12 protein-coding genes are annotated in these 11,889 nt (G+C 59.4%); 5 read left to right on the top strand and 7 right to left on the bottom strand.

Going from position 1 to position 11,889, the window contains the following annotated elements:
• Positions 1–76 precede the first annotated feature (76 nt).
• The 3 genes from B0G52_RS35545 to B0G52_RS08590 form a co-directional block, all read right to left on the bottom strand.
• Positions 77–226, bottom strand: a complete 150-nt coding sequence (locus tag B0G52_RS35545; protein ID WP_158223636.1) for a hypothetical protein — start codon at positions 224–226, stop codon at positions 77–79.
• Positions 227–267: 41 nt separating this feature from the next.
• Positions 268–2,574: an MMPL family transporter gene (locus B0G52_RS08595; protein WP_094043147.1), complete on the bottom strand. Its 2,307-nt coding sequence runs from the start codon at positions 2,572–2,574 to the stop codon at positions 268–270.
• A gap of 70 nt (positions 2,575–2,644) precedes the next feature.
• On the bottom strand, positions 2,645–3,244 hold the full coding sequence (locus B0G52_RS08590; RefSeq protein ID WP_158223635.1) for a TetR/AcrR family transcriptional regulator: 600 nt from the start codon (positions 3,242–3,244) through the stop codon (positions 2,645–2,647).
• Positions 3,245–3,412: 168 nt separating this feature from the next.
• Here B0G52_RS08590 and B0G52_RS08585 point away from each other — a divergent pair, with 168 nt between their 5' ends.
• Positions 3,413–4,093 carry an SOS response-associated peptidase gene (locus B0G52_RS08585; protein ID WP_094043143.1) on the top strand — a complete coding sequence of 227 codons (681 nt, stop codon included), beginning with the start codon at positions 3,413–3,415 and terminating at the stop codon, positions 4,091–4,093.
• A gap of 7 nt (positions 4,094–4,100) precedes the next feature.
• On the opposite strand, the gene B0G52_RS08580 is transcribed toward B0G52_RS08585, so the two are convergent.
• Both B0G52_RS08580 and B0G52_RS08575 read right to left on the bottom strand, forming a co-directional pair.
• Entirely contained in the window at positions 4,101–4,889 is a 789-nt protein-coding gene (locus B0G52_RS08580) for an SDR family oxidoreductase (RefSeq protein WP_094043141.1), read from the bottom strand.
• A gap of 39 nt (positions 4,890–4,928) precedes the next feature.
• A complete protein-coding gene (locus tag B0G52_RS08575) occupies positions 4,929–5,702 on the bottom strand; it encodes a DODA-type extradiol aromatic ring-opening family dioxygenase (protein ID WP_094043139.1) in 774 nt (257 codons plus the stop codon).
• Positions 5,703–5,751: 49 nt separating this feature from the next.
• Between B0G52_RS08575 and B0G52_RS08570 the strand changes: the two genes are divergently transcribed.
• The 3 genes from B0G52_RS08570 to B0G52_RS08560 all read left to right on the top strand — a co-directional run bounded on the left by B0G52_RS08570 (position 5,752) and on the right by B0G52_RS08560 (position 7,633).
• Positions 5,752–6,309 (top strand): helix-turn-helix domain-containing protein, encoded by a 558-nt coding sequence (locus B0G52_RS08570; RefSeq protein WP_094043137.1) that lies wholly within the window; start codon positions 5,752–5,754, stop codon positions 6,307–6,309.
• A gap of 199 nt (positions 6,310–6,508) precedes the next feature.
• Complete coding sequence (locus B0G52_RS08565) at positions 6,509–7,330, top strand: hypothetical protein (RefSeq protein ID WP_094043136.1); 822 nt, start codon at positions 6,509–6,511, stop codon at positions 7,328–7,330.
• Between the two features lie 87 nt (positions 7,331–7,417).
• On the top strand, positions 7,418–7,633 hold the full coding sequence (locus B0G52_RS08560; RefSeq protein WP_094043134.1) for a hypothetical protein: 216 nt from the start codon (positions 7,418–7,420) through the stop codon (positions 7,631–7,633).
• A gap of 40 nt (positions 7,634–7,673) precedes the next feature.
• Here the strand turns inward: B0G52_RS08560 and B0G52_RS08555 are convergent, their stop codons facing one another.
• Entirely contained in the window at positions 7,674–10,820 is a 3,147-nt protein-coding gene (locus B0G52_RS08555) for a choice-of-anchor A family protein (protein WP_094043132.1), read from the bottom strand.
• 292 nt (positions 10,821–11,112) lie between these two features.
• On the opposite strand from B0G52_RS08555, the gene B0G52_RS08550 reads away from it, so the two are divergent.
• A complete protein-coding gene (locus B0G52_RS08550) occupies positions 11,113–11,628 on the top strand; it encodes a L,D-transpeptidase (protein ID WP_094043130.1) in 516 nt (171 codons plus the stop codon).
• A 1-nt stretch (position 11,629) separates the two neighbouring features.
• On the opposite strand, the gene B0G52_RS08545 is transcribed toward B0G52_RS08550, so the two are convergent.
• A complete protein-coding gene (locus B0G52_RS08545; RefSeq protein ID WP_094043128.1) occupies positions 11,630–11,881 on the bottom strand; it encodes a DUF6953 family protein in 252 nt (83 codons plus the stop codon).
• Positions 11,882–11,889 lie beyond the last annotated feature (8 nt).

Raw genomic sequence — 11,889 nt, 5'->3', positions numbered from 1 at the left:
ATTGTAACATAATTGGACAAAAATTTCCTCAGAAATTAGGTCCATAGACTTATTTGCGATCGCTTTTGCAATTCCGTCAGGCAGTTACGGAACGTTCGTCCCTGCGTGAAGAATGGATTCGCATAATACCCGGCAGCGCGGGCAGCAGTCTGTCGCGCGTGATCGGGTCGTCGTAGTTCCACGAACTGTCCGCCACATGGAGACGGCCTTCCTTTACGGCGTTCATGCCCCGCCAGCCGGGAGGGCAAGCTTCTCCGCAAAACCGCATCATTCGTTCGTCGCGGGAACCGGCTTATCCGTTCCGCCGGCGGACGTTCCGATGTCTCCCGGCTTGCGGCGAATGCCCGGAAGCCACCAGCTTGCCCGGCCCAGCAGCTTCATCGAGACGGGCACGAGCAGCATGCGGACGACCGTGGCGTCGAGGACGATGGCCACAGCCATGCCGAAGCCGAGCATCTGGATCGGCAGCACGCCCGAGAACGCGAAGCCCGCGAAGACGGCGACCATCAGCACGGCGGCCCCGGTAATGAGCGGGCCGGTCTTCTCCATCCCTTCGGCGACGCTCTCTTCGTGAGCGCCGGTTCGATCGTATTCCTCCTTGATCCGGCTGACCAGGAACACCTCGTAGTCGGTGCTCAGCCCGAACAGCAAGGCGAGCAGCAGCAGCGGTACGAAGTGAACGATGTACCCGCTCGATTCCGCGTTGAACAGCTCCGCCCCGTAGCCCAGCGCGAACACGAACACGAGAACGCCGTAGGTCGCGGCAACCGAGAACAGATTGAGGACGATCGCCTTGAGCGGCAGCAGCAAGCTGCGGAAAGTTCCGATCAAGATCAGGAAGATCAGCACGAGCATGACTCCCAGAGCCGGAACGAGGCTATCGTTGATCGCCTTGGACGTATCCATGCCGTTCATTGTTTCTCCGCCGATGTGGAAGGACGCTCCGGCCGGCAATTCGAAGCCGGGAAGCACGACGTCGCGGAGCCGTCTGACGACCTCCTTGCTTTCGTCGCTCGAACCGCTCCCCTCGATTCCGACTTCCAGCACCGCGGTATGACGGTCCGCGCTCATGTACCTGTTCGCCATGAAGGCGAGGTCGTCGGGCAGCGCTCCCCCGTTCAGCAAACCGGACATAACGGCCGGTTCGATGCCCGGAAAGAAAGAAGTGACGGCGGAGACGCCGGTAACGTATTTCTCCGCCGCCAATTCGCTCTGAAGATCGACGAGCTTGGCGAGCGATTCCGGAGAACTCAGATCGCCCCGATCGGAACGCAGCACGATGCCGATCTGATTGGAAGCCCCCTCCCCGAACGACTGTTCCAGCAGCTCGAAGCCTTGGCGAACGGCGGTGTCCGCCGATAAAATGCGGACGTCCGGCGAGCCGAGCTTCATATCGAGCGCCGGGGAAGCCAGGACGCCGAGGCCGGCCAACGTCAGAACGAGGAACAGCGCCGGACGCCGCATGATCCCTTTCGTCCATCTGCGCCATACGCTTTCGCGCGCGCTTGCCTTGGGCCGCAGGAACGGAATGATGCCTTTGTTGATTCTCGCCCCGAGAATGGCAAGCACGGCGGGCAGCAGCGTCAAGCTGGCCAGCCCGGCGACGAACACGACGACGATGCCGCCGAAAGCGATCGACCGGATGGCCGACAGCGGCACCGTGAACAGCGCCGACAGCGCGGCGATGACCGTAATCGCCGAGAAGAACACCGTATGTCCGGCCGTGCGCAGCGTTGTCGACAAGGCGGTTCGGCTGTCGCTTCCGCCCGCCAGCTCGGCTTTGAAGCGGCTGACGATGAACAGCGAATAGTCGATGCCGACGCCAAGGCCGAGCATCATCGCGGAATTGGTGACGAACACCGACAGCTCCGTTTCGCGTGCGACCAGATAGACGATCCCCATCGCCGAGAGCACCGAGGCGATCGTCACAATCAGCGGAGTGATCGTCGCCATAACAGAGCGGAAGACGAGCAGCAAAATCAGGATGATGAGCGGGAAGACGATCATCTCCGCCTGCACGAGCCCTTTCTGGCTTTCTACGCTGCTTTCTCCCCAGAACGCGGAGGAACCGACCAAATAGGCCTCCGCTCCGAGAGCTTCCGCCTGCTCGCCGACATGCCTCTGATACTCAGGAATCCGGTTGATGGCAAAATCGAGCGGCAAATCCATGTTCACGAAAGCGATGCTCAGATACGGGTCCTTGCCCGTCAATCCTGCCCCGATCCCCTCGGACGCATTCAGGATGCTGAATACTCCGGACACGCCTTCTTCCTTCAGCAATCCGTCGACGATCCGTTGCAGCTTGTCGTTGTATTCCGCAGTTCCGACCGCGTGATTCGGATCTTTCAGCACCAGCGTCAGCGCGCTCTCCGAGCGGCCCTCGAATTGCGAGGAGAGCAGCTTGCCGGCCTCGTACGAATGCGAACCCGGAACCTCCCATCCTCCGCCGCTCAGCAGAGGCATCAGCTTGCCGAACGCGATGCCTCCGAGCAGCGCGCATACGATCCACGCCGTCACAACCCACCATCTCATACTGTGCAGCGCTTTTCCCCAGCTCCCCAGCCAACCGTGCATCTCTCTCCACCGCTTTCTTATCTATTTTGTTTGAATAAGCAAACAAGTTAGTTCAAAAGAATAGGCCGCTTTACGGCCTATCCTTCATAACTAAAGAGTTATAGTACGCGCTCAGCATGTCGGCCATCAGTCCGTAAGCTTCGTCGTACTTGAAATCGGGGTCCGCGACTTTCTGCAGCCCCAATCCCTCAATCATGGCATACAGCACGGAAGCGACCGTCACCGACTGTTCCCGTGGGAACCCGCTGAGCTTTTCAATGGTGTCGGCGATGCTCTGGCGCTTGATTTCCAACGTCTCCTTGAGCGTGTCCGCGGCGTTCTCGTTGCGCAGGCCGATGGCGAACAGCTCGTAGCGAAGCCGAAACCAATCCGGTTCCATCGTCGCCCGGCTCTTCGGAATTTCGAGCAGCTCTCCAATCGATTCGCGCGTCAACGGCGACGGCGGATCGGCGGGCATCAACGGCAGGAACGCATCGCAATACTTCCGCGTCTCCCGGCGGAACACTTCGGAGAAGAGCAAGTCCTTGCTCGGAAAATAGTAGTTGATGAGACCTTGCGCCACGCCTGCCGTAGACGCGATCTCCTTGGTCGAAGCTTTATCGTAGCCTTTCTCGGACAATACCTGGTAAGCGGCCGCAATGATTCTGTCTCTCTTGTCCGCATCCGTCATTTTCGCACGCCTCCATTGAATGAACATTCAAACAGTATTATAGCGTGAAGAATCGTCTCCTGCAAGCGGACCCGAACGTCTGTCGCTCCCAAGCCCGCACCTCGCCAAAACGCATCTTATGAACAACATTCGTTCTATGGTAGGATTAGCTGCAAGGAGGGATCGGAGATGTGCGGACGATTTACGATCTTGGTTACGATGGACGAGTTGATCCGGCGGTATTTGATCGAGCAGCCGATGGCCAGATACCATATGCCCCGCTATAACGTAGCTCCTGCGCAGGACGTGTGGGCGGTCATTCACGACGGCATGAAGAACAGGCTCGGGGAGCTTCGTTGGGGTCTCGTCCCTTCGTGGGCTTCGGACGACAAGATCGGCAGCAAGATGATTAACGCGAGGGCGGAGACGCTGCTGGAGAAGGCTTCGTTCAAGACGCTCGTGGGGAGAAAAAGGGCGATCATTCCGGCAGACGGCTTCTACGAGTGGAGAAACGACGGCAGCCGCAAGCAGCCGATGCGCATTACGATGAAGGACGGCGCTCTGTTCTCGATGGCGGGATTGTACGATACGTGGCAGGCTCCGGACGGGCGCAAGATCAGCACTTGCACGATCATTACGACCGCCCCGAACAGCCTGATGGCCGACATTCACGATCGAATGCCGGTCATCTTGAATCCCGAGGACGAAGCGTTCTGGCTGGACCGCGGCAACGGCAACGTGAACGCGCTCCTGTCTCTGCTGCGGCCGTATCCGGCGGACAAGATGCGCGCTTACCCGGTTTCACCGATTGTCGGCAACGTGAAGAACGACACCGAGGAATGTATCGCGGAGCAGCCCGCCTTGTTCTGATTCAGACTTACAGTCCCCTGACCATGCCGCCGTCGACGAGCAAAGCTTGTCCGGTGACGTAGGTGTTGGCGAACGAGCCGTAAAAAACGGCATGCCGCGCGAACTCTTCCGGAGTCCCGGTTCGGCCGAGCGGAATCGACTTGGCGGCCTCTGCCGCAATCTCCTCGACCGTCCGCCCCTGACTTGCCGCCTTCTTGGCGTCGAGCTCGGCGATCCGGTCGGTGCCGATCCGGCCAGGAGCGACGGTGTTGACCAGAATGCCGTCCTTCGCCAGCTCCGTCGCCAAGCTCTTCGTCAGAGCGTTGACGCCCGCGCGGAACACGTTCGACAGAATCAAGCCGTCGATAGGCTGCTTGATGGAGATGGACGTCAGATTGACGATCCGTCCCCCGCCCGCCGACTTCATGAACGGCAGCGCCTCACGAATCATGCGGATCGTGCTCAGCAGGCTCAGCTCGAAGCCCTGCGCCCAATCGGCGTCCTCCATGTCCGCGAAGAAGCCTCCTCGCGGACCGCCCGCGTTCGTGACGAGCACGTCCAGGCCGTCCGCCGCAGCGGCCGCGGTGCGAATCGCGTGGCTAATATCCTCGCCCTTGGACGCGTCCATCTCGATCATGGATACCTCCACCCCGGTCTGTTCCCGGATATCGTTGCGCGCTTCGACCAATCGTTCCAGGCTCCGGCTCGCGATCGTCACCTTGGCGCCTTCCTTCGCGTATTGCAGCGCCACGGCTTTGCCCAAACCTTTGCTCGCCGCCGCCACGAACACCGACTTCCCCGACAGCATCAAATCCATGCTCCGTTACACCCTTTCTTCCTCTTTCGCTTGCCGCGTTTATTCGAACTTCCAACAGCTTAAGCTAAGAGTGCCATATTGGTAACTGCGATGCAACAAGCTGGCGTTCCGGGTTCGGTCTCCGGAGCCCATGGCGAGCAGGAGCGGGATGAAATGCTCGGTCGTCGGCACCGCTTCGACCGCATAGGGTGCGACGGCCCGATACTGGAAGAGCGACTCCGTATCCCATGCGAGCAGCTTCTCCTCCAGCCAGCCGTCGAATTCCGTCGCCCAGCCTGCCGGCTCCCCGGCTCTCCAATCGATTCTGCGCAAATTGTGGACGGTGCCTCCGCTGCCGACGATCATCACGTCCTTCTCCCTCAGCTCCGCCAGCGCTTGGCCGATCCGGTACTGCTCCTCGTTCGACAGCAGCCGGTTAACCGACAGCGCCACGACGGGAATGTCCGCATCGGGGTACATCAGCTTCAGGACCGCCCATGCCCCGTGGTCCAGTCCCCTTTCCACGTCGACGGCGCTTTCGATTCCGCGCTCCTTGAGCAGCTTGCCGATCTCTTCGCTTAATCCGGCATCTCCCCGGGCGGGATAGGTGATTCGGTACAGCTCGTCCTGAAAGCCTCCGAAATCGTAGATCGTCTCGTAGACGTCCGGAACCGCGCTGATCGTCTGCGTCCGGCTCTCCCAATGGGCGGAAAAGAGCACGATCGCCTTCGGCTTAGGCTGGGTTCGCGGGAAACTTTTCAGAAAATCGGTATAATCATGCTCCTCCAAAACAAGAGAAGGAGCTCCGTGGGCAACAAAATAAGCAGGCATCATCGCGTTCACTCTCCCTTTTTATAGTTCATTTTTAATCGATCCGGCTGGAATGTCAATTGGCACCACGATCCGAACGATCCGCAAGCGCAAGCAAATCACGATCGCCCGACTATGCGCCGAAACCGGCCTGTCCCAAGGCTTTATGAGCCAAGTCGAGACCAACAAAACCTCTCCTTCCATCGCCACTCTCGACCATATCGCGAACGCGCTCGGCGTTCCTCTGACTTATCTGCTGATGAAGAAGGAGGAGCGCATGAGCGTTGTTCGCAAGGACGAACGCAAGACGACGACAAGCGGCAGCCACAACTTGAAGGTGGAGCACCTCTGCGCTGCGAGAGGTCTGAAGCTCAGACTCGTCGAAATTCCTCCAGGCGCTTCGACCGGCGAAGTCCCCCATGCCCATCAGGGAGAAGAGGTTCATCTGGTCGTCAAAGGGCGCGTGCTGGTCGAACAAGGAGAAGATTCCGCCATGCTGGAGGAAGGAGACTCTTTCGGTTGGCAGGCCTGCACGCCCCATCGCGTGACGAATGTCGGCGACGAAACGGCGGTTGTGCTCTTGGCGGTGCACGCGGAACCGGAAGACGGCTTTGATCCGGACGCTTGGTGACCGCTGCGCGGAACGAGTGAAAAAGCCCGTTATTAGGCCGCTTAGGAGCGCTTGACACTCCTGCCGGAGTCCGGTATATTGGACGAACAATACGATATTTTTCCCCACTTACGACGGAAGCACCCGTAAGCAAGGCTGAGTTCAGCCTTCTTGCGGGTGCTTTTTGCGTCTATTTTTTAATTCCAAGGAGGAACCTTTCATGCCGTCAACAAGCTCGCTTCGCCGCGTCACATGCATTGCTTTCCTGGTTTTCTCGATCGTCGCCCTGCCCTTCAGCGCCTCCGCCGCAGCCATCGAACTGACGTCGTCTCTTAAAGCCTCCCTCGACAAGACCGCGGTCGCCGCGGACACCAAGACCGGAGCCGCGCTGAGGGAGCTATACGCGGAGTTTGGCTCCCAGCTCCAAGCGGATAAAGACGCGGCAGCCAATATCAAGGCGCTGCAGTACCGCAACGAGGAGGCCGCCATTCTTCTCCGCAAGCAGATCCGCGACATCGACGCCGCCCGAGTAGGCCGGCTGGCCGCCGAGGTCCAGCAGGCAAAGACCCGATACAAGCCGCTATTCGACGGCTATACGGCGCTCAACAAGCAGGTTGCGCTGGCCAAATCCTTGAAGAACAAAACGTTAAGCAGCGTCCTCGGCATCCAGGCCCAGGCGATGAAGCTGTCCGTTCAGCTCGCCCGGGAGGACATCAAGAAGAAGGACGCCGCGCACAAGGCGGCCAAGACCGCCGCATCCGCCAAAATCAAAGCCGCGCGCGACTCCCTCGCGGCCATCGATCCGCTTAAGGTTCAGATCAAGGCGCTGCGCAGCGGTCTAAGTTCGACTCGCAGCGGCCTGTCTCCCGTATGGGCCAACTTCAAGTACGCCCTGAAGAAGAACGACGCCGGCAGCGCCCGCCAAGCGCTGGCCTCGCTCGTCGCGGGCGTCAAGACGATCGTCTCCCAGCAGAACAAGATTTACGCTCTGGAGAAGAGAATATCGGACGTTATCTCCGCCACAAAGACCCGATACCTGTAGCCAAGTCCCTATACGAGGTATAATAGATTCCACGAACATCGCGATAGGGACGACCCCTTCGCGATGTTCGGGAAGGAGGTGTCCCTCGTGGCCTTAAACATTCGTTTGATTACCGATCAAGATTATCAAGAGGCGTTGGAGAGACAGGCCCGCATCCGGGTGTTCAAGGACGATCATATTATCGACTCCGGCGGCGTCATCGTCCGGTTCGACTCCCGCACCGTCGTCATTCAGACCGGCGTCGGCGATCTCGCCTACCACGACCGCGCGGCTTGCGAAATATTCGAGCTTCGCACCCGCTGAGCCGAATGCCGGAGAATGCGTCAAGAACATCCGAAGCGGCTTATTCCTCCCCTTCCTCCACGACAATCTTCACCGCGTTGGAGCGGGATTCTCCGCGAAGCCGGCGTGCCGTCGCCGGGAAGAAAAAGGCGGCCGCCGCCTGAATGTCGAACGATCCGCCCTGCGGCTCCGTCGTTACCGTGAGTTTATAGGTGATGACGGCCGATTGCCCGGTTGCCAGGCTTCCCAGCCCAACGCCCGCTGCCGGGTCCTCCTGCCGCGGCTCGCCGTTCACGCGCAAGCTGTCGGCAACGGACGCAGTGCCGGCGGGAACCAGTTGCCCGACCCGAATCTCCGTCGCGAGAGACGGGGAAGGATTGGACACGGTTAAGGCAACGGCGACTTCGTCGCCTACCGCTACGACAAGCGGAACCGCCGACAAGTGGAGAAGCAGCCCGTACACCGTAAGCGCAACCGTGTCGGACAACGGAGAAGCCAGCTCATTCGCGGTCAAGATGACCGTGTCTTCCACGATGCTGCCAGGCGGGTTGTGCACCGTCAGCCTCGCCCTGCCGGTCAATGTGGCGCCGACGAGAAACCTCTGCACCGTCACGTCGCGCAGTCTGAGAGCGTCGAAAATCCGCACGTTCGTCAGAACGACGTTGCCCGTATTGGCTGCAATTCCCTGGAAAGTGACGACTTCATTCTGCAGCACTTCCGGCTTATCCACGGTCAGATCGATCTCCGCCCGGGGCAGCGCGCCGACGACGACGGAGACGCTGGCTTCCGCCGGGAACGTGCGCGCGCTGGTCGCGCTGAGCGAAGCGGTAATAATCGTACCCGGCGGCGTCTGTGGAGCAACCGGAAACGATGCCTGCAGCTCCATCGTCTGGCCCGGAAGCAGCTGCTCTCCCAGACCGATATACTGAAACAGCGGCGATTCCAGAACGATGTTCCTCACCGTGATGCCCGTCGGATTCGTGACAAAGCCGGTAAACAAAACCGACTCCTCAGGGAACACGATCGGCCGGTCGGCGGTTCCCGTCACTTCGAGCCGGGGTTGAACGGCCGGCGGAATGGGCGGTTCTGGCGGAATGGGCGGCTCCGGCGGAATGGGCGGCTCCGGCGGAATGGGCGGCAGCGGGACCTGGCTGACGATCAATACGGAGGAAGCCATCTGCGGTCCGATTCCTCCGCCTTGGGCGACGACGGTATTTACGATCTGCGTTCCTCCCGGCGTGCTCGCGGGTATCGTGTACGAAGTCGCAATCTGCGTACGGCCGCCGATGGCGATCGGAGGCACCGTCTCGTTCAATCCCGTTAAAGAATCGGTAAGCTGCAAGCCGGAGAGAATCGTGTTCCCCGTGTTGATCAGCGTCAAAATGTATTGGACGATATCGCCCGGATTGGCGAAATCGCGGTCGGAATCCTTCAGCAGAAGCAGTCCCGGCCGAGCGGCGACGATAACTTCGGCCGTCGCCTCCTGCGTGCCGTTGCCCCCGAACAGGACGGCCGTGTTGACGATCTTCGAGCCGGCGGCAGCGTTCGCAGGAACGGTGACTTCGGGATTGTAGGAGACGAACGAGCTTGGCGGAAGCACCGCGATCGTCTTATCCAGACCGAGAACCTCGTCGCTCACCCTCAAGTCGATCCGGGAGCTAAGCGCCGAATCGTTCGTCACGCCGATCGAATAGCGAATCGTATCGCCGGGAAACACTTCCTCAGGTTCTGCGGATTTGGTCAGCGTGACTCCCGGAGCGGCCTCTACGGATACGACCGCCGTGGCGGTGACGAACCCCGGAGCGGGAATGTTGGCCGCTTCCAGCCGGGCGACATTGGTAAACTCCGTTCCCGGAGCGGCTTCCCTCGGAATACGGAACGTCGCCGTATACAGCTCGCCGTCGAACACCGTGCCGAGCGGCACTTGTATGCCCAGGACCGGGTCGGTCAGAACGGCGTCCTGCAGATCGGTGTTGCCGTTGTTAATGAGCGTGAACGTATAAGTGACTTCTTCGCCGGTCGTCGCGGACATTTTGTCCGGCGTCTTGACCAGGCTTACATTAAACGGCAGCGCTCCGATCACGACCGTGCTCGAAGCTTCTTCGACTGCGGTCTGGTCGCTGGAGGCCGTCGACGCGTTGGAGTAGCTCGTGCCCGCTTTGCCGTCCCGCACGACGGAATCGACGGTGAAGGAATATTGCTGCCCCGGTTCGATCGTCGGCACCGTCTGCATGATTCCGAGCTGCTCGTCGTTAATGACGACGTTCGTCAACGCCGCTCCTCCGGAATTCGTCACCGTCACGATGAACGTAATCGGCGTCCCCGGCACTCCGGTGAAGGTGCTTGCGCCGTTAACCGTCTTCGTAATCGTCAGATTGGCCGCATTGCACACTTCCGGCAGACAGCCCCCGTACGGAACGAATACTTCCTGAAAGCTGTTCGTGTTGCCGTCATATGAGAAAGCGATCAACTGGCCGTTGATCTGGCCCGACCCGTTAGCCGTAATCGCAGCGAACGGAGCCAGCACCGACCCGACGATATTCAGGCTGCGGTGGAAAAACGCAGTCGCTTGCGGAACGTTCCACAGAATCCGGCTTCCCGGAGACGGTCCCGGATCGCTGCTGAACGTAATGCTATAGCTTCCGAACCCGACGTTGTTCCCCAAAATGTTGGCGAGAACGAACGATCCGGCGGGAATCGCAAAGTTGATCCCGTTGGCGCTGGCCAACGATACGCCGCTCCCGGCCACGTTGCTGCCGTCGAAGGTGAATACGTTCAGCGTCGGATCGCTGCCCCTGAATTGGAGCGTCCCGAAGTCATTGGTCACCGTGCCGTTCGCGGGCAGCGTCGCCCATGCCTGGGACGAGCATTGCAGCGTCGTTCCGATCGCTGCAAAGTCCAGCGGATTGTCCCGCAGCGGCTGACCACCGACACCGTTCAGATTGTTCATGGAATAAGCCGTTACGACCGAAGAGAAACCGATGACCGTATTGCCCGTGTTCGTTCCCCTTACGATATTGACATTGCCGGCCACGACAAGCCCCGACAACGTCGGCGATACCGGAAGCCCGGCGCTGACCGAATAATCCGTGTAGGTGGCGTTGCCTCCAACGGCGACAAGCCCTCCCGCCTGCGAATTCCTCTGCGTGTGATCTCCCAGCAGAAATACGTTATAAGCGTTAGCCGTTCCAAAATTCGTGCACGCCATCTGCCGTCCTCCTCTCGACAGTCCATGTGTATGCCCCCGCAAATTGTCCTATTCCCGCCTAGGGCGTGTATGCAAACCCGCCCAGAGGCATCTATCACCTCCCCTGCTTCGTCACTTTTGCTTGACGCACCTCCGGTACGCCTTCACAAAAGTTCCTTGCATGGAACGAAAATTCGGCAATATCTGCTGTCCTCGGAGGTTGCACACACGCCCTAAAAACCGAGAAAAAAACCATTTTTCCCGAGCTGCCGCATATATAGAGTAGACAGATCATCTCGGGAGGCCGATACGCATGAAGACTGCTTTGTGGTGGCGCGTCCTGCTGTTCCTGTCCGTCCTGCTGCTCGTTCCGGCCGTCGCTTCGGCCCAGGCGCAATCAGTACAACTGGCGAAGAAATACGCGAAATACGAACAATTCATCCTCATCGACAAATCGACGAACAAACTGCATTTCTTCGAGAAGGGCAAGCTGGTCAAGTCGTTTTCCGTCGCAACGGGAAAGAAGCCTTCCTATACGCCGGAAGGCTTGTTCACGATTCGCGAGAAAATCAAAAACCGTCCCTATTACAAAGAGAATATTAAAGGAGGCGATCCCAAAAACCCGCTTGGAGACCGATGGCTCGGCCTGAAGGTCACCATTAACGGCAAAACCTCGTACGCTTACGGAATTCACGGCAACAACGACGAGAAATCGATCGGCAAATACGTATCCGCCGGCTGCATCCGCATGCATAACAAGGAAGTCCGCTGGCTGTACGACCGGATCGAAACTTCCACGCCGGTATTAATCGTCAAGAAGCTCGCCTGACTCAAGCTTTGATCGCCGAAGTCCAGCCCCAGTAGAACGCATCCCTATCCCATGCGGCCTTGCCGCCGTGAAGCTTCTTGAACACCTTCTTGACCTCCTTGTCGATCGAAGCGTTTCCGTTCTCGTTGACGTAGACGAACCGCTCCCCGAAATGGGCTTTAATATGCTCGATCGCCGCGGCCTGGTACAGCACTCCGGCATTTCGGAGCTCGCCGAACATCCAGGCCGCGACGTCTTCCGCGGAAAATTCCATCGTCTTCC

Origin of the sequence: Cohnella sp. SGD-V74, assembly GCF_003001675.1 — a bacterium.
Taxonomy (GTDB): Bacteria; Bacillota; Bacilli; order Paenibacillales; family Paenibacillaceae; genus Cohnella.
This window is presented reverse-complemented; position numbering and strand designations above follow the sequence as displayed.